The 19,207-nt window shown below is 68.2% G+C and carries 18 protein-coding genes; 5 read left to right on the top strand and 13 right to left on the bottom strand.

The features are described from left to right. Positions 1 to 36: 36 nt before the first annotated feature. A complete protein-coding gene (locus ACFSVL_RS29405) occupies positions 37 to 1,155 on the top strand; it encodes an AAA family ATPase (RefSeq protein ID WP_378308800.1) in 1,119 nt (372 codons plus the stop codon). Next, positions 1,152 to 1,847, top strand: coding sequence for a DUF4276 family protein (locus tag ACFSVL_RS29400; protein WP_378308799.1), 696 nt, complete (start codon positions 1,152 to 1,154; stop codon positions 1,845 to 1,847). The genes ACFSVL_RS29405 and ACFSVL_RS29400 overlap by 4 nt, the downstream gene beginning before the upstream one ends. Here the strand turns inward: ACFSVL_RS29400 and ACFSVL_RS29395 are convergent. From ACFSVL_RS29395 to ACFSVL_RS29360, 8 genes are read right to left on the bottom strand one after another with little or no spacing between them, the layout of a single operon-like run. After that, positions 1,840 to 3,225 carry an amidase gene (locus ACFSVL_RS29395; protein WP_378308798.1) on the bottom strand — a complete coding sequence of 462 codons (1,386 nt, stop codon included), beginning with the start codon at positions 3,223 to 3,225 and terminating at the stop codon, positions 1,840 to 1,842. The two genes, ACFSVL_RS29400 and ACFSVL_RS29395, sit on opposite strands and share 8 nt — an antisense overlap. Positions 3,226 to 3,240: 15 nt before the next feature. Beyond that, entirely contained in the window at positions 3,241 to 3,999 is a 759-nt protein-coding gene (locus ACFSVL_RS29390; RefSeq protein WP_378308797.1) for an SDR family NAD(P)-dependent oxidoreductase, read from the bottom strand. Next, the gene (locus ACFSVL_RS29385) at positions 3,996 to 5,420 is read right to left on the bottom strand and encodes an aldehyde dehydrogenase family protein (protein ID WP_378308796.1); all 1,425 of its coding nucleotides are present in this window, start codon (positions 5,418 to 5,420) and stop codon (positions 3,996 to 3,998) included. The genes ACFSVL_RS29390 and ACFSVL_RS29385 overlap by 4 nt, the downstream gene beginning before the upstream one ends. Continuing rightward, on the bottom strand, positions 5,413 to 6,180 hold the full coding sequence (locus tag ACFSVL_RS29380) for an ATP-binding cassette domain-containing protein (protein ID WP_378308795.1): 768 nt from the start codon (positions 6,178 to 6,180) through the stop codon (positions 5,413 to 5,415). Before ACFSVL_RS29380 ends, ACFSVL_RS29385 begins: the two co-directional genes overlap by 8 nt. Beyond that, on the bottom strand, positions 6,177 to 6,911 hold the full coding sequence (locus ACFSVL_RS29375; protein ID WP_378308794.1) for an ATP-binding cassette domain-containing protein: 735 nt from the start codon (positions 6,909 to 6,911) through the stop codon (positions 6,177 to 6,179). The genes ACFSVL_RS29380 and ACFSVL_RS29375 overlap by 4 nt, the downstream gene beginning before the upstream one ends. Beyond that, entirely contained in the window at positions 6,908 to 7,723 is an 816-nt protein-coding gene (locus ACFSVL_RS29370; protein ID WP_378308793.1) for an ABC transporter permease, read from the bottom strand. Before ACFSVL_RS29370 ends, ACFSVL_RS29375 begins: the two co-directional genes overlap by 4 nt. Beyond that, the gene (locus ACFSVL_RS29365) at positions 7,723 to 8,667 is read right to left on the bottom strand and encodes an ABC transporter permease (RefSeq protein ID WP_378308792.1); all 945 of its coding nucleotides are present in this window, start codon (positions 8,665 to 8,667) and stop codon (positions 7,723 to 7,725) included. Before ACFSVL_RS29365 ends, ACFSVL_RS29370 begins: the two co-directional genes overlap by 1 nt. Next, positions 8,664 to 10,154 carry an ABC transporter substrate-binding protein gene (locus ACFSVL_RS29360; protein WP_378308791.1) on the bottom strand — a complete coding sequence of 497 codons (1,491 nt, stop codon included), beginning with the start codon at positions 10,152 to 10,154 and terminating at the stop codon, positions 8,664 to 8,666. The genes ACFSVL_RS29365 and ACFSVL_RS29360 overlap by 4 nt, the downstream gene beginning before the upstream one ends. A 75-nt stretch (positions 10,155 to 10,229) precedes the next feature. Here ACFSVL_RS29360 and ACFSVL_RS29355 point away from each other — a divergent pair, with 75 nt between their 5' ends. Next, on the top strand, positions 10,230 to 10,967 hold the full coding sequence (locus ACFSVL_RS29355) for a FadR/GntR family transcriptional regulator (RefSeq protein WP_378308790.1): 738 nt from the start codon (positions 10,230 to 10,232) through the stop codon (positions 10,965 to 10,967). 105 nt (positions 10,968 to 11,072) lie between these two features. On the opposite strand, the gene ACFSVL_RS29350 is transcribed toward ACFSVL_RS29355, so the two are convergent. The 4 genes from ACFSVL_RS29350 to ACFSVL_RS29335 all read right to left on the bottom strand — a co-directional run bounded on the left by ACFSVL_RS29350 (position 11,073) and on the right by ACFSVL_RS29335 (position 14,543). Beyond that, a complete protein-coding gene (locus ACFSVL_RS29350) occupies positions 11,073 to 11,675 on the bottom strand; it encodes a class F sortase (RefSeq protein WP_378308789.1) in 603 nt (200 codons plus the stop codon). Further along, positions 11,675 to 12,391, bottom strand: coding sequence for a hypothetical protein (locus ACFSVL_RS29345; protein ID WP_378308788.1), 717 nt, complete (start codon positions 12,389 to 12,391; stop codon positions 11,675 to 11,677). The genes ACFSVL_RS29350 and ACFSVL_RS29345 overlap by 1 nt, the downstream gene beginning before the upstream one ends. Before the next feature lie 237 nt (positions 12,392 to 12,628). Beyond that, the gene (locus ACFSVL_RS29340; RefSeq protein WP_378308787.1) at positions 12,629 to 13,660 is read right to left on the bottom strand and encodes a trans-sulfuration enzyme family protein; all 1,032 of its coding nucleotides are present in this window, start codon (positions 13,658 to 13,660) and stop codon (positions 12,629 to 12,631) included. 46 nt (positions 13,661 to 13,706) lie between these two features. Next, complete coding sequence (locus ACFSVL_RS29335; RefSeq protein WP_378308786.1) at positions 13,707 to 14,543, bottom strand: LysR family transcriptional regulator; 837 nt, start codon at positions 14,541 to 14,543, stop codon at positions 13,707 to 13,709. A 78-nt stretch (positions 14,544 to 14,621) separates the two neighbouring features. On the opposite strand from ACFSVL_RS29335, the gene ACFSVL_RS29330 reads away from it, so the two are divergent. Beyond that, the gene (locus ACFSVL_RS29330) at positions 14,622 to 15,398 is read left to right on the top strand and encodes an EamA family transporter (RefSeq protein ID WP_378308785.1); all 777 of its coding nucleotides are present in this window, start codon (positions 14,622 to 14,624) and stop codon (positions 15,396 to 15,398) included. On the opposite strand, the gene ACFSVL_RS29325 is transcribed toward ACFSVL_RS29330, so the two are convergent. Next, complete coding sequence (locus ACFSVL_RS29325) at positions 15,352 to 18,567, bottom strand: penicillin acylase family protein (protein WP_378308784.1); 3,216 nt, start codon at positions 18,565 to 18,567, stop codon at positions 15,352 to 15,354. The genes ACFSVL_RS29330 and ACFSVL_RS29325 overlap by 47 nt on opposite strands. A gap of 163 nt (positions 18,568 to 18,730) precedes the next feature. On the opposite strand from ACFSVL_RS29325, the gene ACFSVL_RS29320 reads away from it, so the two are divergent. After that, complete coding sequence (locus ACFSVL_RS29320; RefSeq protein ID WP_378308783.1) at positions 18,731 to 19,105, top strand: FKBP-type peptidyl-prolyl cis-trans isomerase; 375 nt, start codon at positions 18,731 to 18,733, stop codon at positions 19,103 to 19,105. The last annotated feature ends 102 nt before the right edge of the window (positions 19,106 to 19,207 follow it).

Here is a 19,207-nt window from a genome sequence, read left to right as displayed (position 1 = left end):
CCCGCGAATGTCAGTGCTCAGCCGTAAGGTGAGGGCATGGTCGGCCAAAAGCTTCAACGGGTCACGATCGAGGGCTTCACCTCGATCCGGTCGGCGACCGTCGACCTCGGGAACATCAACGTCCTCGTCGGCGCCAACGGTGCGGGAAAAAGCAACTTCATCCAGGCGCTCGGGCTGCTGGGCCGGATCGTGGATCGGGAGCTGGGGCTGTTCGTAGGGTTGAACGGCGGCGCGTCGGCTCTGATGAACAAGAGCGACGACGCCAATCTCATCCACCTTGAGCTGGACGCCGACCCGAACTCCTATGAAGCGCAACTGGTCGGATCGGCAGATGACGAGCTGATCTTCTACCGAGAGGTCATCTACTTCCACCGCCCAGAGTACGATCGCCGCTACGACGAGGTCCTGGGCAGCGGTCATCGTGAAACCCGGCTGGTCAAGAAAGCCGAAGAGCGTCCCGGTCGGGTCGCCTCGCACGTGATCGACCTGCTGAAAGGCTGCAAGGTCTTTCACTTCCACGACACGAGCGCTAACGCGCCCGTGAAACGCTTCTCGCCCACTGCGGACAATATCGCCCTGGCGCGCGACGCCGGGAACCTCGCCGCCTATCTCTTCCGCCTCCAGGAGAGCGAGAACAAGACCGAGCGCGCTGCCTTCCGCCGCATCACCGGAGCGATCAAGCTCGTCGCCCCGTTCTTCCGGGAGTTCGTGCTCCGCCCGGAGAACGACCGGATCCGGCTGCGCTGGCGGCAAACGGATTCGGAGGCAGTGTTCTCAGCGAACCAGATGTCGGACGGCACGCTGCGGTTCGTCTGCCTCGCAACTCTGTTGCTGCAACCGGAACTGCCCGCGCTGGTGGTGCTCGACGAACCGGAGCTGGGCCTGCACCCGTTCGCGATCGTGCAGCTGGCAGACTTGCTGCGGCAGGCGGCGAAAGGCAGTCAGGTACTGATCGCGACGCAGTCGGTCACGCTGATGAACCAGTTCGCGGTGACTGATCTGATCGTGGTGGAGCGCGACGCAGGTGCCACCTCGTTCTCTCGTCCGGACGAGAATGCGTTGCGGGAGTGGCTCGCCGACTACTCGCTCGGTGAGCTGTGGGAGATGAACCTGCTCGGAGGCAGGCCGTCCCGAGAGGAGCCGTCAGCGGAATGACCGGCGAGTACCGGCGAATGCACCTGCTGTTGGAAGGGCAGACCGAGGAGAACGTAGTCACGATGGTGCTCCAGCCGTATTTGGAAAGCCTCGGGTGGACGGTCGCCAAGTCTGTCGTGATCACGAAGCGAATGGCGAACGGCGCGGCGTACCGCGGCGGGGTCAGCAGCTGGGCGAAGCTTGCCGACAAGATCAGCAAGCACCTCAATGACTCTTCGCTGCACGTGCTGACCACGCTCTTCGACTACTACGGGTTCCCGTCGGACGCCCCTGGTATGGATTCCCGGCCGCGAGGATCCGCCTGGCACCAGGTCGAGCACGTTGAAGAGGCGCTCGCAACCGCAATCGGCGACCCACGGTTCATACCGAATCTGATCCTGCACGAAACCGAAACCTGGGTCTTCGCAGCAGCCGACCAACTCGGCGAACTCCTGGGATCCGACAGCTTGGCCGGACGGCTGCGAAACGACGTAAAAACCGCAGGTGACGTCGAGTTAGTCAATGACAGTCCCGAGACTCGCCCTTCGCGACGGCTCGAAAAATACTTCGAGCGGTACTCGAAGACGACCGATGGGCCGCTCGCCATCGACGAACTCGGCATCGAGGCGCTTCGCGCACAATGCTCACATCTGGACCGCTGGCTCGGCTGTCTCGAACAACACCCGGTCAACGCGGAGAAACCGGCTAGCTGACTGGCCAAGGACGCTGTTCGCCGCGCAGCTTCTCGAAGGCCGCCGCGACCCGCAGGACCTCCAGATCCGCGAACCGCCGCCCGGTGATCTGCAGCCCGATCGGCAGGCCCTCCGGGGTGTAACCGCAGTTCAGGGACACCGACGGCTGGCCGGACATGTTGTACGGCACGGTAAACGCGATGTGCTCGAACGGCCGGGTCGGGTCGTTCGTCGGGGACGGCCAGTCGGCGGGCGGCGGACCGACGGGGCAGGTGGGCGACAGGACGACGTCGTACGGTTCGGTCGCGCGCAAGGCGGCCACGCTGATCGCGTCGATGGCGGCGAAACCGCGGTAAGTGTCCACACCGGACGCATCCGCGCCGCCGGCGGCCCAATCCGCGATGTACGGCAGGACTTGGGCGCGTCGGTCGTCGGGCAAACCAGCCATATCCGACCAGGCGCGGACTCGCCAGAAGGTGTCCAGGCCGTTGAGGTGTTCGCGGGTCAGGAAGGGATCGACGGGTTCCACTGCCGCGCCTTCGGACGCGAACAGGGTGGCAGCTGCGGTGACCGCGTCGGTGATGGAGGGGGCGACGGGGAGGCCGACGCCGGGGTCCAGCTGCAGGCCGACGCGTAGGCCAGCGAGGGAACTGGTCAGGGAGAGCCAGTCGATGGAAGCGGGCGGCAGGCTCAGGTGATCACGCGGATCGGGTTGGGCCAGGACGCTCATCAGCAGGGCGGTGTCGGCGACAGTCCTGGTCAGGGGGCCGACGACCCGGCCGAGGAAGGGCGGATCGACCGGTACGCGACCAAAGCTGGGTTTCAGGCCGACGAGGCCGCACCAACCGGCGGGGAGACGGATCGAGCCGCCGATGTCGGTGCCTACGTGCAGGGGGCCGTAGCCCGCCGCGGCGGCGGAGGCGGCACCGGCGCTGGAGCCACCGGGAGTGCGCGTGACGTCCCACGGGTTGCGCGAAGCGGTGTGGAAGCTGGAAAGGCCCGAGGTGAGCATGCCGTAGTCGGGCATGGTCGTCTTCGCCAGCAGTACCGCACCTGACTCGCGTACGCGGGCTGCGGCGGGAGCGTCGGTGGCTGCAGGGCTTAGGGCGGTGGCGGCGGTGCCTAAGGGCGTGGGGACGCCGACGGACGCGATGTTTTCCTTCAGCGTCAAGGGGACGCCGTCGATGGGGCCGGAGGGTTCGCCGGCGTGCCAGCGTGCTTCGGAGGCCTTCGCTGCTTCGCGGGCTGAAGAGGCGTCGTACGCGTATAGGGCGTGCAGGTCGGGTTCGCGGGCATCGATGCGCGCCAGGACGGCTTCGGTGACTTCGACTGGCGAGAACGTCTGTGCGCGGTATCCGGCTACCAGCTCGTTAGCGGTCAGGTCGGCCAATTCGGTCATCGCGGAACCTCCGATTCACGAAGCGGGTGGGTCAAAGCGGCCGTCGACTGCGGTCCAGCCGCCGTCGACAGCCAGGACGGAGCCGGTGACGAAGGTTGAAGCGTCCGAAGCGAGGTACACGACGGCGCCGGCCAGTTCGTCGGCGCGCGCCCAGCGGCCGAGCGCGCCCTTCTGGGCATAGGCGTCGTACCAGTCGGGACGCGCTTTGATCTGTGCGGTCAAGGGGGTCTCTACGACGCCAGGGGCGATGGCGTTGACGCGTACGCCGGACGGTCCGAACTCAGCGGCAGCAGTACGGAAGAGCTGTACAAGGCCGCCCTTCGTTGCCGCGTACGGGCCTTGACCAGGCTCGACGGTGGTGCCGCGGATCGAGGAGAAGCCGATGATGCTTCCCCGGCCCTGCGCGACCATCGGTGCGCCGAACGCGCGTAGCACCTCGAAGGCGACACCTAGGTTCAGCTCCACCACGCGGTCGAACTCTTCGCGGGTGTAGTCCAGCAGGCGTTTCCGGACGTTAGTGCCCGCTGTCAGGACAACTGCGTCCAGCTCGCCAAGCTCAGCGGCGGCCGCGGCGACGGCACCGGGCGCGAGCAGGTCGATCTCGTACGCCTCGCCGACGCCGGTCTCCCGGGCGGCAGCGACGTCCCGGTCTGCGCAGATCACCGACGCGCCGTGCGCGGCCAGGGCGCGGGCGGCTTCGCGGCCGATCCCGCTGCCCGCGCCGAGCACGACGGCCCGGCGACCGTCCATTCGAAACAGTCCGGTGTAGTTCACGGGCGCAGCACCGCCATCCTGGTCACGGTCAGCTCTTCCACAGCGAAGCGTGGCCCCTCACGGCCGATCCCGGAGTCCTTGACGCCGCCGTACGGCATCGTGTCGGAGCGGAAACCGGGCACCTCGTTCACCACTACCCCGCCGACCGCCAGCTCGTCCAGCGCGCGGAACGCGGTCTTCAGCGAGGAGCTGTACACGCTCGCGTGCAGCCCGTACCGCGACGCGTTGACCGCCGCGAACGCTTCGTCCACATCGGACACTGTGCGCAGGCAGACGACCGGGCCGAAGATCTCCTCGTCCCAGCATTCGACACCGTCCGGGACGTCCGCGAGCACCGTCGGCTCCAGCACGCCGTCCCGCACCGAGCCGCCTGCCAGCAACTTCGCACCGGCGGCGATCGCTTTGTCGACCCACTCGGCGACCCGGGCGGTCGAGCGTTCATCGATCAGCGCCGACACGCGGGTGTCCGGGGAACGTGGGTCACCGATGGTCACTTCGCCGAGCCGCGCGAGCACCTTGCCGGTGAACTCGGCGGCCACGGACGACACCGCCAGCACGCGTTGTACCGAAATGCAGGCCTGGCCGGACGCGTAGAACCCGCCACGCAGCACAGCGTCCGCAGCTGCGTCGAGGTCCGCATCTTCGGCAACCACCAATGCCGCGTTGGAGCCCAGTTCCAGCAGAGTCTTCGTCGGCGCGGCGTCGCGGGCGATCTGGTGGCCGACGGCGGCCGAGCCGGTAAACGACACCGCGCCGATCCGTCGATCCGTGACCAGCGCCGATCCGACCGCGGCGTCGCCGGTGACCAGCTGGACCATCGCGGGCAGGTCAGTGTGCGAGCGGACCAAATGCACCAGCCACAACGTCGCCAACGGTGTTTGCGGCGCGGGCTTCACCACCACCGGGCAGCCAGCGGCGATCGCGGGGGCGATCTTGTGCGAAGCCAGCAGCAGCGGGTAGTTGAACCCGGCGATGCCGACCACCACGCCGATCGGCTTGCGCTTCCAGAACCCGACCAGCCCGTCCCCCGACGGCAGCAGGTCGAGCGGCACGGTTTCGCCGTGCAGCCGCGACACCTCCTCGGCCGCGGCTTCCCAGGTGACGATGGTGCGCGCGACCTCCACCTGGCAGTCAACCAGCGGCTTTCCGGTCTCCAGCACGAGGAGCTGCTCAAACTCAGCCCGACGTTCACGGATCGCCGAAGCCACGTCGTTCAACAGCGCCCGACGAGTCCGCGAAGGCAGCGAAGCGACTTCGCGAGCCACGGCCACCGCTTCGTCGATAGCCCGCGAAGCCAGCGCAGCAGTACCAACCGGCGCGCGGCCGATCACGCTTCCATCGTAGGGAAACACGACGTCCGCCGAGTCCACTGTGGACATCCAGCCGGGACCGATCGGCAGGCCGTCCGGATAGTCAGGCATCCGTTTCTCCCTTCAACCGAGCCAGCTCGGTCCGCAGATTCGGCGCGGCGGCCAGCAGTTCCCGCGTGTACTCGTGCTCCGGAGCGGCGTACACCTGGTCGACCGCACCGATCTCCACGATCTCCCCGCGCCGCATCACCGCGACGCGGTCGCACACGTGCCGCACCACACCGAGGTCGTGCGACACGAAAATCAGCGTCAGCGAAAACTCCTCGACCAGCCGGGCCAGCAGGTCCAGGATCTGCGCGCGCACCGAAACGTCCAGCGCGCTCACCGGTTCGTCCGCGATCAGCACGCTCGGGTTCGGCGCGAGCGCGCGGGCGATCGAGATCCGCTGCCGCTGTCCGCCGGAGAACTGGTGCGGGTACCGCAGCGCCGCGTCCTCGGGCAGTCCGACCGCGGTCAGCAGCTCGGCCACGCGCTCCGGCGACCGGCGGCCGAGCGGTTCGGACACGATGTCCCGCACGCGCATCCGCGGGTCCAGCGAGCCCATCGGGTCCTGGAAAACGATCTGCATTTCCCGGCGCAAGAACCGCAGCTTCCGTTCCGGCAGCGAATCGATCCGCTTCCCCTGGAACGACACCGTGCCCGCGGTCGGCCGGTCCAGCGCGGCGAGCAGGCGGACCAGGGTGGACTTCCCGGACCCGGACTCGCCGACGATCCCGAACCGCTCACCAGCGGAAACCTCGAAACTCACGCCGCGCAACGCATGCACGTCCCGCCGCGCGTACCGCCGTTCCAGCTCCCGTACGGAGATCATCGCGCGCCCTCCAGATCGGACGCGGCCAGCAACCGTTGCGTATAAGCATGCTGCGGCGCGGTCAACACCTCCCGGGTCGAGCCATGCTCCACAATGGACCCGTCCAGCATCACCAGCACCCGGTCGCACATCTGCGCCACCACCGCCAGGTCGTGCGTGATGAACAGCAGCGAACTCATCCCCGACAATCGCTCGCGAATCAGGCCGAGAATCTGCGCCTGCACCGTGACGTCCAGCGCGGTGGTCGGCTCGTCGCAAATCAGCAGCGCCGGGTCGTTGGCCAGCGCGATCGCCAGCACCACGCGCTGCCGCTGCCCGCCGGACAGCTGATGCGGATACGCCCGCGCGACCCCCGGCAACCCGACCGCGGCCAGCAGTTCCTCCGCCGGCCGACCGCGACGGCCGTGCACCCGGAACGGCTCCGTGACCTGCCGTCCGATCCGCATCGCCGGGTTCAGCGCGGTCATCGGCTCCTGGAACACCATCGCCATCCCGTTGCCGCGCAACCGGGACAGCTCCTTCTCGGACGCGCCAAGCAGCTCGCGCCCGTCCAGCCGCACCGAGCCGGTAGCCGACAGCCCTTCCGGCAGCAGTCCCAGCACGGACAGCGCGGTGAGCGACTTCCCCGACCCGGATTCGCCGATCAACCCGACCCGCTCGCCCGCGCCCAGCTCGAACGAAATCCCCCGGACCAGGTCCGCGACCTGCAGGTTCTCCACCGTCAGCGTCATACCCGCGCCGCCAATCGGGGGTCGAGACGGTCGCGCAGACCGTCGCCGAGAAGGTTGAAGCCGAGCACCGCCAGCGCGATCGCGACGCCGGGCACGAGCGCGAGCCGCGGCTCCGAGGTGAGCAGTTCCTGCGATTCCTGCAGCATCCGGCCCCACGACGGCGTCGGCGGCCGGGTGCCGAAGCCGAGGAACGACAGCGCCGCCTCGGCGAGCACCGCGATCGCGAACGACACCGAGGCCTGCACGATCAGCAGCCCGCCGATGTTCGGCAGCACGTGCGTCCAGGCGATCCGCGGCCGCGACCGTCCGCCGGCCCGGGCGGCCAGCACGTATTCGCTGCTCATCACCTGCAGCGACCCGGACCGCGCGATCCGGGCGAACGACGGGATGGTCGCGATGCCGATGGCGGCCATCGCGGTGAGCGTGTCCGCGCCGAACACCGCGCCGAACATGATCGCCAGCAGCAGCGCGGGAAACGCGAGTACCAGGTCGTTCACCCGCATCACGAACTCGCCGAGCCAGCGCGGGGCCATCGCCGCCAGCACGCCCAGCGGCGTGCCGAGCACCGCCGCGATCCCGACCGCGACGACGCCGACGTACAGCGTGGTCCGCGCGCCGACGAGGATCTGGCTGAACACGTCCCGGCCGAATTTGTCCGTGCCGAACACATGTCGCGCGGAGAAGCCGAGCAGCCGGTCCGCCGCGTTGACCTGCACCGGGTCGTACGGCGTCCAGACGAACGACACCAGTGCGGCCAGCACGACGAGTGCGACCAGCACCCCGCCGAGCAGGAGATTTCCGTTGCGGCGCATCAGGACCCCCGCAGTCTCGGGTCGAGCACCGTGTACAGCAGGTCGACCACGAAGTTCACCAGCAGCACCCCCGCCACCAGCACCAGCACGATCCCTTGCACGGTCAGCAGATCGCGCTGCGCGACCGCGTCCAGCAGCATGCTGCCGAGCCCGGGCAGCACGAACACCCGCTCCACCACGACCGCGCCGATCAGCAGCGTCGTCAGCTGCAGCCCGAGCACGGTGACCACCGGGACGGACGCGTTGCGCAGCCCGTGCCGGAACAGCGCCTGGCCAGGCAACAAGCCCTTGGACCGGGCGGTGCGGAGGTAGTCCTGGCCGAGCGTGTCGAGCACCGCCGAGCGGACGTACCGGGTGAGCACCGCGCCCTGCACCAGCCCGAGCGACAACGCCGGGAGGATCAGCCCGCGCAGGAACTCGCCCGCGTCCTGGTCCGGCGGTGTCCATCCGCCGCTCGGCAGCCAATGCAGCTGGACGGCGAAAATCTGCACCAGGATGATGCCCGCGAGGAACGCCGGGATCGCCACGCCGACCTGCGACAGCCCGGAAACCGCGACGCCGCTGGCCTTCCGGTGCCGCACCGCGGCGAACGCGCCGGCCGGCAACGCGATCACCAGCGCGACGATCATCCCCGCGCCGACCAGCCACAACGTGACCCCGAGCCGGTCCAGCAGCTGCGGGCTGATCGCCTCGCGCGTGACGTACGACCGGCCGAAGTCGCCGCGGGCCACGCCGCCGATCCAGCTCAGGTACTGCTCGACCAGCGGCCGGTCGATCCCGAATTCGGCGCGGGTTTTCGCGAGCAGCTCCGGCGTCGCGTTCACGCCGAGCGCGACCTGCGCGGGATCGCCCGGCAGCACCGCCATGAACAGGAACACCACAATGGACGCCACGAACAGGCTCACCGCGAACACGGCCACCCGCCGCACCACGCGCCCGGTCATGCCGGCCTCACCGCGGTCAGGTCGAACGACTCGCTGACCTGGTTCCGCGCCAGCCCGGTCACCTTCTTCTTGGCGACCACGACGTTCGGGAACAGGAACAGCCAGTCCGCGGCCGCGTCGGTGTTCAGCTGGCGCGCGACCTCCTTCATGTCCGCCACCTGCTCCTGCGGGGTGCCACGATCGGCCGCGGCGAGCAGCTGCTGCACGCGTTTGTTGTCGTAACCCCAGTAGTACTTGGGTTTCCCGAACGTGGCGATGTCGCGTGCCTCAACGTGCTGGATGATCGAGAGGTCGTAGTCGTGATCGGTGAAGACCTGTTTGAGCCACACCGCCGGAAAGTCGAGCGGCTCGATCGTCGCGGTGACGCCGACGTCCGCCAGCTGCGATTGCACCACCTGCGCCGACGACACCGCGTACGGCAGGTTCGGGATGCGCAGCCGCAGCTTAAGGTCGTGTACGCCAGCCTCGGCGAGCAGTTGTTTCGCCTTCGCCGGGTCGTACGGAGAGGCCTTCGACAGATCCTCGTACCACGGGTCGGTGGGCGGAACCATGCTGCCGATGAGCGTGCCGCGACCGTTGAACACCAGGTCCAGCACGGCTTTCCGGTCGATCGCGTAGGTGAGCGCGCGGCGGACCCGCACGTCGTTCAGCGGCGCGCGCCTGCCGTTGAACGCCAGTGTGACCTCGCTGTTCGTGGTGCCCTGCTGCACGGTGAACCGGTCGTCGCCCTGGAACTGCGGGATCGAATCGGCCGACGTGAGGTTGGAGATCACGTCGATTCCGTTGGACAGCAAGGCGTTGTTGAGTGCGGTCGGGTCGGCGAAGTACTTGAGCACTACCGTGCGATACGCCGGTTTCCGTCCCCAGTACTGCGGATTCTGGCGCAGCACAATGGAATCGCCGCGACGGCGCGAAGCCACCTCGTACGGTCCGGTGCCGACCGGATGGTTCGCCAGGTCCGCGACACCGGTGGGGCTGAACATCGCGCCGAGCCTGCTGGTGAGGCTGAACAGCCAGCCGTTGCTGGGTTTCGACAGCACCACGCGAGCGTGGTCCGGCGCGACGACCTCGACGTGGTCCACGACGTCCATCGCCGACTTGAGCGAGATCGTCCAGTCGGTCTTCACCCGCATCAGCGAAAACTGCACGTCCGACGCGGTGAACGGAGCGCCGTTGCTGAACTTGACGCCCTGCTGGAGCTGGAAGTCGTACGTCGTGCGGTCCGGGCTGATCGTCCAGGACTTCGCGAGCAGCGGCACGATCCGGCCCTGCGGATCGAGCTTCACCAGGCCCTCGTAGACGTTGTAGAGCAGCGCCTGCGGGATGGCCACCCCGTCGGAACGGGTGAAGTCGAAGTTCGCCGGCTCCGCCGTGTATCCCACGGAAAGCGTGTCCGGACCTGGGGAAACACTCGCGCTGGAGCCCGCCGAGCAGCCGGATGTCACGAGCAGCAGCGCCAGCGCCGCGGCAGTGCTCCGGGCTTTCATTCCGCCTCCTGCTCAGTACACTGGTCTGACCAGTAACCTAAGGCAGGTTCGCATCCCGCAGACACCGAGGTCAAGATGAAGTTCGAACCGGTGGCTCCGGTCCGCGCCTACGAGCGGATCGTCGAGCAGATCGAGGAAGCCGTGGTCAGCGGCCGCCTCAAGCCCGGCGAACGGCTGCCGGGGGAACGGGAGCTGATGACGCAGTTCGGCGTCGGCCGGTCGACCGTGCGCGAGGCGCTGCGGGTGCTGCAGGCCGCCGAACTGATCCGGTCGCGGCCGGGCGATCCGCGCGGGCCCGAGGTGCTGGCCGCGTCGCCGGGTGCCCTGCACCGATCGATGCACCGGCTGGCGAGAGCGGAACACGTCGGGCTCGCGGAACTGCTGCAATTCCGAATGGTGCTCGACGGTTCATCGCACTTACTGGCCGCGGAACTGCGTACCGCGGAGGATTTGACCTCGCTCGACACGGCACTGGAAGGAATGGCGGCCGCGGACGGATACGCCGAATTCAGCCGCGCGGACGTCGCATTCCACGACGTCATTGCCCGGGTTTCGCGGAATCCGCTGCTGGTGGTGAGCGGAGAAGTGGTCCGCGGCGTGGTACTGGAATTGATCGAGGACAAACTCAGCCACGCCAACGACCGCGGCACGCTGATGCGTTCCTGGCTGCGGCACCACGAAGAGGTGCTGAACGCGATCCGCGCCGCCGACGGAGAGTCGGCGGCGCGGCTGGCGCGTCAAGCGCTGTATGACAACTACGCGGAATACGTGCCGAAGGACCAGCGCACGCTGCTCACCCCGCTGCTGACCTGAGTCCCGAACGCCCCAATGTGGCATTGGGTGCGTCCTGCGCACCCAATGTGGCGTTCGGTGCGTCACATGCACCCAATGCCACATTGGGGCAGCGGCTGACCTGAGTCAGGCGACCAGGTTCGCGTACACCACGATGTTGTCCTTGTAGCTGTGCTCGGCGTGGTCGAACACGCCGCCGCAGGTGATGATGCGCAGCTGCGGCTTGTCCGTGTTGCCGAAGACGGCCTGCGTCGGGAAAGTGTCCTTGGGGACCTGTTCCTTGCGGTCCACCACGAACTTCAGCTTCTTGCCGTCGCTGCGTTCGACGTCGACCTCGTCGCCCGGGTTCACGTCCTTGAGCTTGTAGAAGATCCCCGGCTTGTGGTTGCCGTCGACGTGCCCGAGCACGATCGCCGGGCCCACGTCGCCCGGCACCGGCGAAAGCCGGTACCACGCGGCCTGCATCGGGTTCTTCACCGACGGCACCGAGATCTGCCCGTCCTTGTTGGGCATCACCGTGATCAGCGTCGACTTCGCGCCGATCTTCGGGATCTCGACCGACGTCGGCCGCAGCCCGGTGAACGGCTTGGTCACCGGGACCGCCGCACTGGCCGGAGCCTGCGCCTGCGCGGCCGGCGCCGGAGCGTCCGACCCGCCGCACGCGCTCAGCGAGAGGGAAAGGAGCAGAGCGCCCGCGAGAGCGACGCCCTGCCCGTACTTCCTGGTCATCAGGCGGCCATGCCCCCGAAGCCGGTCTCGATGCCGCGCTTCGGCGTGTACTTCACCTGCGAGCCGCCGTGGCCGCCGGTGGTGCCGGCCGAACCCGCGCCCGCGCCGCCGGCCGGGGGAAGCTTGCCGCCGTCGGTCGGCTTGCCGCCGCAGGTCCAGACCGCGCGCACGTTGCCGCTCTCGAAGGTGACGCCGTCGTGGCGCTTGACCAGCCACTCCCAGTAGCGGCCGTCGGCCTCGTCCTGGTGCGGGCCCTCGAGCAGGTCGAAGTCGTTGGAGTGCAGGCCGGTCGGCTCGCCGGCGGCGCACGCGATCACGACAACGCCGAGGTTGTCGTCGAGGTCGACGCCGTAGCCGGTGTCGTCAACGTACGGGGGCTCCTCCGGCGTGGAGGTCTCCGACGTCGGCGTGGTCGGCTTGGTGGTGTCGGTCGGCTTGCCGGTCTCAGTCGGCTTGCCCGTCTCGGTCGGCTTCCCGGTCTCGGTCGGCTTCCCGGTTTCCGTCGGCTTGCCGGTCTCAGTCGGCTTGCCCGTCTCCGTCGGCTTGCCGGTCTCGGTGGCCGGGGCGTCCGAGGTGGGAGCCGTCTCGCCCGAGGTGGCCGGAGCCGAGGCGGACGTCGCCGGCGCCTCCTCCGCGTTCGCGGCGGGCACGACGGCAAGGCTGATCAGGGCGCCCGCGAGCACAGCGCCCGCGAGTCTGCCCAGGGTCTTCTTCAAGATGATTACCCCTCTGAGGAAAAGCGCGATGACCCCCACCGCGCCCGCTGATCCTGCCGAAGATTCAGCCCATAGGGGTAACCCTTTAGCTGGTGATTAATGACACGAGAGAAAGCCGTAACGAACGTCTTCCCGGTGGCGATGATTTCGCCCGGCTGCCGTATTACCGGCGCGTTGTGCTCGTACCGTAACACTCGCCAGGCAACCCGCACAGCCCTGGTTAAAGAATGGCGGAAATCAGCCGAGCGCGGTCAGCAAATCCCGCCACAGGTCTTCCGGGTCTTCCAATCCGACGGAAAACCGGATGAGCCCCGGCGGCACGCGTTCCTCGCCGGGCAGCCACGCACGCCGTTCCATCAGGCTTTCTACGCCGCCGAGACTCGTCGCGGGCCGGATCAGCCGGACGCTCGCGCACACCTTGTCCGCCGCGTCGGCATCGGCGACCTCGAACGCCACCATCATTCCGAAACCGGGATAGCGCACCTTGGTTACCGCCGGGTGTTCCGCCAATCGGGACACCAGCAACTCCGCCGTCCGCGTTTGCTCGGCGAGCCGCACCGGAAGCGTCCGCAAGCCGCGCAACGCGAGCCACGTTTCGAGTGCGCCCGGCGTCGCGCCGACCCGAGTCCGCGCGGCGCGAAGTTCGTCCACAATGTCCTGATCGGCTGCGACCGCGACGCCGAGCAGAAGATCGCTGTGTCCGCCAATGAGCTTCGTCGCGCTGTGCACAACAATGTCCGCGCCGAGCGACAGTGGTTGCTGATGCAGCGAAGTCGCGAAGGTGTTGTCGACGACTACGCGTCCCTTCGTACCGCGCGCGATGGTCTCGATGTCCATCACGTCGAGCGTCGGGTTAGTCGGCGATTCAAGCCACAACAGATCGGCGTCGCAATCGAGCCACGCCTGTGTGTCTGTCGGCTCCAATTCCGTGACGGTGAGCCGACCGATCTGCTGTGCGTGCTTCAACGCTCCGCGCGTGACGGCGTAACTGAAGGACGGAACCGCAACCGTCGACCCGACCGGCAACGAATCCAGCACTGCGGACAACGTGGCGACGCCGGACGCGAAAGCGACCGCAGTGCCGCCCTCAAGCGAACCGACGACCTCTTCGAAGGCAGCCCAGGTAGCCGTGCCGTCGGAGCGCGCGTACACCGCGTCGCCGCCGGCCTCGAAGGTGCTCGTGGCAACGATCGGCGTCGTCAGCGGCTCGCCGGGGCCGTGCGGCCGGCCCGCCGCGATCGCGCGGGTCCGCGGAGTCCAGTCGTCCATGCGGACACGGTAACTTCGCGATCGGCCGGACGGCAGGCGATGAATATCACCAGGTGGTCAGGTGTTCCACAAAGTGGACGACCTCGGCGTCGGCGAGGCGATAGTGCAGGTAGACGCGCCGCGACAGCCGCGGTGCCAACGGTCGGACGGTGACGGCGACCGGGAGCGGATCCGGCAAGGCCATCGCTGGCGCGACCCCAGCGGTGATTCCGGCGGCGGCCATCGCGACCACCGTCCGCACGTCACGAACCACATGATCCGGCCGCCATTCGACCCCGTTCGCGGCGAATCCTTCCGCTAACGCGGGCCCGCACGTTCCGCCCGGATCAGCGACCCCGAGCCGGATCAACTCCGCGAGCCGCACTCGATCCTGACGGCTGGCCGGATGGTCCTTCGGCACTACGGCAAGGAATTCGTCATCGAGCACCCGCTGCGAATCCGGGCCCGGCTGAGTGGTGACGGCGAGATCGATGGTGCCGTCGGCGAGCCAGGCCAGGAGTTCGTCGTCCTCGCCCTGCAACGTGAGCACCTGGCTCCGCGGCCAATCCCGTTGCAGCCGCTGCACTGCCGTCGGCACGAAGCTCACCAGCGCACTCGCCACCGCGCCAACCCGCAACGTCGGCGTGCGAACTTCCGCGGCGAGACCGTTGATCGTCCGCAATCCGTCCAGCACCGCCGAAGCGTGCGTCGCCACCGTGCGGCCCAGTTCGGTGAAACCGACCTCGTCGCGATGCACAACCGGCCCGCCGAGCGCGCTTTCCAGCGCGGCGACCGCCCGGCTGACCGCCGACTGCGTCCGCCCGAGCGCCTGCCCGGCGCGCGTGAAACTGCCGTGCTCCCCCACCGCGAGCAAGGCTTCGAGCTGCGCCACCGTCACGTCCACCGCTCGATGATCTCACCGCATCCGGCGGATGACGAGAAGTTGTTGGACGCATACTCGCAGGTGATCTGTCCTGGAACCATGGTCGTTTTCGCGTTGACAGGCCTCTGGCTGTGCTGGGGGACGTCGTTTCCGGCGATGCGGGTCATGGCGCAAACGCTGCCGCCGCTGTCGGCGTCCGGCGCGGCCTTCTTCGCCGCAGGTGCCGCCTTGGTCCTGCTCCGGCCGACCGCGTTGCGCGGCTTGCGCTTCCGCCAATTCGCCACCGCCGCCGCGATCGGCGTCTGTCTGCTCGGCGCGCAAGGCACCGTGGCGCTCGCCGAACGCACGACCTTCGCCGGAACCGCCGCGTTGGTGGTCGCCGCGCTTCCGCTGTGGGTGACCGTGCTGAACGCCGTGCTCGGCGAACGCCCGACCCGGGCCGGTTTGCTGCGCGTCCTCGTCGGTTTCTCCGGCGTGGCGCTGCTGACCGGCACGCAAGCCAGCGCCTGGACTTTCGCCGTGGCCGCAGCCGGTTTCGTCTGGGCGATCGGGACGGTCGCGGCGGCCCGCACGACGAGCCTCCCCGGACCGTGGGCGACCACCGCCGTGTCCTGGCTAGCGCTGGGCTACCTCGCCTTGGTCGATTCACTGGCCGGCTTCGGCCTCTACACCTGGCTGCTGCGCACGACCTCCACCGCTCTCGTCAGCACCTACGCCTACGCCGTACCCGTCCTCGCCTGCCTAATCAGCGTCCTGTTCATGAAAGAACCGCTCCGGCCGATCATGCTGGCCGGAGCGGTCCTCATCGTCACTTCAGTAGCGACCGAAGTCAGTGCGCGTAAACCTCGAACTCATACAGCGAATACCCGTACTTAGTCCCGCGCGAGACCCCCTGCATCCGGACGAACCGTGCGTCCGAAGGCGCGAAGGACACGTTGTCCACTCCGCCGTTCCCGTCCGTCACCGCAGCCGCGTCGTGCCAGTCGGTGCCGTCGGTGGACAGCTGGATCTTGTACCCCTTCCCGTACGCCTTCTCCCACGACAGCACCGCGCGCGAAACCGGCTGCACCGAGCCGAGATCCACGGTGATCGACTGGTTGTCGCTCCAGTCGCTCGCCCAGCGGGTGCCCGCGTTGCCGTCGACCGCGTTCGAGGCCGGCGAGTTGTAGAACCCGGTTTCCGCGCTGGACGCGTTCACCGGCTTGCCCGCCGCGAGGTTCGAGACGTTGTCGCCGCGGTGCGCCGGATACTCCACGACCTGCTGGAACGTCGGCCGGTTCTGGGTGCTGATCTTGCCGTGCGCGATACCGCCCAGCGGACGCTGGATCACCGTGTCGGCACACCACTGGTCACCCGCCGAGCAGTCGCCGTCGCCCGGGTACACCGTGTTCGCCGGCTGCCCGGCGGCCGTGGTCAGCGAGTCGACCAGCACCTGACGGCACGCGTTCAGGTCGCCGCCGCCGCAGAACTTCGCGCCGAGCGGGCCCGCGACCGGCTGGCCGAGCGCCGTGCGGATGTCCTTGCTGACGTAACCCCACCAGCCGTGCTGATACGCCGAGCCCTGGTGCGGCTGCCCGACGTGCTTGCCCGGCTCGCCGTTCTGGAAGCCGGACGGGCTTTCGTTGATCTGCAGCACGTTCGTCATCGCGCCGAACGCGTCGTCGCCCATCGCCGGCTTGAACTCGCCGGTGACCAGCAGCGGCCACCAAGCGTCCATGATCCGGATCGCGTCGGCGTCGTTGTAGGTCTTGCTGCCCGGACTTGACTCGACGCGCTGGTGCCCGTGCTGCATCCACGTCTTCAGCTTCGCTTCGGCGTCCGCCGCGGCACCGGTGAGCGGGGCCTTGTCGAGCACCTGCAGCAGCAGCGGCAGCACCTTCTCCGCCCGCAGGTCAGCCAGCGCCGCGTCCTCCATCGCCTGGGTCAGGTTGACCCGGGTCACCTTGGTGCCGCTGGAAAGCAGCCCCTTGACCCGCGCGTCGAGCAGATCGCCACGGTGCACGGCGGACTTGTCCGCGCCGCCGGACGCGTAGCCGTTCGACTGCGCGTTGTTCCAGCTGATGTAGTAGTCCTGGTTCACCGACTGCGGATGCTGCGACGCGGGCGTGTAGTCGGCCTTGTTGCCCGCCGGGTTCCAGCCCTTCCAGTCGAATCCGCGGTCGCCCCAGGTGGGCATCATCGGGTCCACAGTGGAATTGCGGACCGGGTTCGCACCGGAGTTGAAGTACGCGATGTCCTTCGAATCGGCGTAGAACCAGTTGAAGGTGAAGTTGACGTCGTTGGCGGCGCGCTGGAAGTCCGCGGCCGATTTGACGTAACCCGGGTCGTTGAACTCCTGGAACCCGATCAGCGAGTCCACCTCGTGCATGTACGACGACCGCAGCGACGAGTACGCCACCGGCTTTCCGTCGACCGTCGCCCGCGAGGTCACCGGACCGTACTTCGTGCGGTAGCTGCGCAGGGTGTACGACCCGGCCGCGGTGCCATCCGCGACCGTCGGCGACCAGGCGTTCTTGCGCTCCACGGTGTCCATCGGGAGGCATTTGCCCTGGTACAGGTAGTAGTTGGAGTCCTTTGTGGCCGGTTTGCCACTCGGGTCGCACAGCGGCAGCGCGTAGGTATCGATGATGTCCTGCGCCGCGGTCGTCGCGCTCCACGAGTAGTCCTGGCCGCGACCGAGCAGCACGTACATGCTGAGCCCGGCGAACGACGCGCCCCGCGCGCTGATGCCCGGGCCCTGGATTTCCTGCAGCATCAACAGCTGCGGCGCGAAGTACCCGGTCTGCGGACCGAACACGGCGACCGGATGTCCGCTGGCGGTCTTCGCGCCGGACACCAGCAGCGCGTTGGACATGCCGTGCTTTTCCTTGAGCATGTTGCCCGGCAGCACGCCGTTGTCGAACATGCCGCGCGCGGACTCCTGGTCCTTCGGCGCGGAAACCTTGACCTTCGCCTGCGCGGCGGCGGCCGAACCGGTCTGGTCGAACACGAGCTGCTGGTTCTTCACCGAGCCCTTGTCCGGCAGCGCGGCGCCCTGCGGGTTCGCCGGAGTGTTGCCGTACGGGAAGTTCTGCCCGTCGTGCAGGGTTTTCACGGCCTCGGGATCGTCCGCGGCACGCAGGCTCTGCCACACCTTCTCGCCCTGCTCGACGCCGTACTTCTCCTGCAGTGCCAGCTTCGCGACCGCGTTCTGCACCTCGCCGCTGCCGCCGGCCCCGAACTGCGCGCCGACCACCGAGGCGAGCACCACGAGGTCAGTGAGCTTGAACGGTTCGATGGTGCCCGCGTTGGTGATCGCGTCGACGTGCCCGGTGAGCACGTATTCACCCGGGAAGTACCGGCCGTTGTGCGAATCGGTGATGTATTTGTTGATGCCTTCGAGGTACGCCTTCGCGTCGTCGAGGCCCTGCTTGCCGCGCGGGCCGCTCGCCGCCACCGCGTCGATCTGCTGCTGCAGCTCGTCCTCGGTGTAGGGCGCGGAGGCGAAGAAAGACTGCTCCAGCTCGCGGTTCGCTTCCGCGCCGCCCGCGTACGACGTCAGCTGGCCGCGCCCGACCCGGCGCATGATGTCCATGAGCCACAAGCGGTCCTGCGCCGCGGCGTATCCCGCGCCGTACTCCGTGCCGGACCGCGTGGTGCCCTGGATGTGCGGGACGCCGGTGGCCTTGTCGCGCGTGATCGTCACGTCGGCGCGCGGTTTCAGCATGCTCGCGACCTGGTCGGCGGGCACGCCGAAGGACGAGTCGTTGAAGAACTTGCCGATGGTGTCGGTGGTCAGCGTCTTGTACCCGCCCGCCAGGTCGGCGTATTTGCCGAGCTGGTCGTCCGCGTGCCCCGGCTGCGTGCCGAACGCCTTGTTGGCGAGGATTTCGGCGAGCGTCGCGTTGCCGTTCTCGCCCGGCGGGAGGATGTCGTTGCACTGGCCCGCGCAGTAGTCGTTGCCGGGCAACGCGGCGGAAGCCGGTGCCGCGGTCCCGATCTGCACGAGTCCGGCCGTGAGCACGGCTACCGCGCTCGCGGCCAGGATTGGGATGCGTCGTCGCATTCCGCAGCTCCGTCCACGAAGGATTCCCCAGGGTGACCCAGCGCACGCTACCCACGGGTAGCGCACATGTGAAGACTTTTCGCGTTTATCCCCTCGTTGGGAGTAGTCCGCCCTGGTAGCGGTCCATCAGGCGCGGCGTTTCGGCGATAGGTACGGTGAGCCCATGAGCGTGGAAAAGCCCCAAGTCGAGCGCCCGGACGGACCGCCGCCCGCCGAGCTGCAGATCAAAGACATCACCGTCGGCGACGGCCCCGAAGCCAAGCCGGGCAATGCCGTCAGCGTGCATTACGTCGGGGTCTCGCACTCCACCGGCGCGCAATTCGACGCCTCTTACGACCGCGGCGCGCCGCTCGACTTCCAGGTTGGCGCCGGCCAGGTCATCCCGGGCTGGGACCAGGGCGTCGCGGGCATGAAGGTCGGCGGCCGCCGCCAGCTGGTGATCCCGCCGCACCTGGCCTACGGCGAGCGGGGCGCGGGCGGCGTGATCGCCCCGAACGAAACGCTGATTTTCGTCGTCGACCTCGTCGGCGTGAGCTGATCGGCGAGAAAACGCGGGCAGCCGGGCAAGCCCGATCGGGCAGCCCCGGCTGATCCCCCTTTCGGGGGAACCGGAAGGCGCCTAACGTTCGCATTGAGTAGT

Source organism: Amycolatopsis silviterrae, assembly GCF_042684085.1.
Classification (GTDB): domain Bacteria; phylum Actinomycetota; class Actinomycetes; order Mycobacteriales; family Pseudonocardiaceae; genus Amycolatopsis; species Amycolatopsis silviterrae.
The sequence above is the reverse complement of the archived record's forward strand: the minus strand, read 5'-3'. Positions and strand labels throughout refer to the sequence as shown.

Bases quoted from the DNA above. Each gene is read 5' to 3' on its own strand.
- ACFSVL_RS29405 (WP_378308800.1), top strand. From the start codon at position 37: ATGGTCGGCCAAAAGCTTCAACGGGTCACGATCGAGGGCTTCACCTCG.
- ACFSVL_RS29400 (WP_378308799.1), top strand. From the start codon at position 1,152: ATGACCGGCGAGTACCGGCGAATGCACCTGCTGTTGGAAGGGCAGACC.
- ACFSVL_RS29395 (WP_378308798.1), bottom strand. From the start codon at position 3,225: ATGACCGAATTGGCCGACCTGACCGCTAACGAGCTGGTAGCCGGATAC.
- ACFSVL_RS29385 (WP_378308796.1), bottom strand. From the start codon at position 5,420: ATGCCTGACTATCCGGACGGCCTGCCGATCGGTCCCGGCTGGATGTCC.
- ACFSVL_RS29380 (WP_378308795.1), bottom strand. From the start codon at position 6,180: ATGATCTCCGTACGGGAGCTGGAACGGCGGTACGCGCGGCGGGACGTG.
- ACFSVL_RS29375 (WP_378308794.1), bottom strand. From the start codon at position 6,911: ATGACGCTGACGGTGGAGAACCTGCAGGTCGCGGACCTGGTCCGGGGG.
- ACFSVL_RS29370 (WP_378308793.1), bottom strand. From the start codon at position 7,723: ATGCGCCGCAACGGAAATCTCCTGCTCGGCGGGGTGCTGGTCGCACTC.
- ACFSVL_RS29365 (WP_378308792.1), bottom strand. From the start codon at position 8,667: ATGACCGGGCGCGTGGTGCGGCGGGTGGCCGTGTTCGCGGTGAGCCTG.
- ACFSVL_RS29360 (WP_378308791.1), bottom strand. From the start codon at position 10,154: ATGAAAGCCCGGAGCACTGCCGCGGCGCTGGCGCTGCTGCTCGTGACA.
- ACFSVL_RS29355 (WP_378308790.1), top strand. From the start codon at position 10,230: ATGAAGTTCGAACCGGTGGCTCCGGTCCGCGCCTACGAGCGGATCGTC.
- ACFSVL_RS29350 (WP_378308789.1), bottom strand. From the start codon at position 11,675: ATGACCAGGAAGTACGGGCAGGGCGTCGCTCTCGCGGGCGCTCTGCTC.
- ACFSVL_RS29340 (WP_378308787.1), bottom strand. From the start codon at position 13,660: ATGGACGACTGGACTCCGCGGACCCGCGCGATCGCGGCGGGCCGGCCG.
- ACFSVL_RS29330 (WP_378308785.1), top strand. From the start codon at position 14,622: ATGGTCGTTTTCGCGTTGACAGGCCTCTGGCTGTGCTGGGGGACGTCG.
- ACFSVL_RS29325 (WP_378308784.1), bottom strand. From the start codon at position 18,567: ATGCGACGACGCATCCCAATCCTGGCCGCGAGCGCGGTAGCCGTGCTC.
- ACFSVL_RS29320 (WP_378308783.1), top strand. From the start codon at position 18,731: ATGAGCGTGGAAAAGCCCCAAGTCGAGCGCCCGGACGGACCGCCGCCC.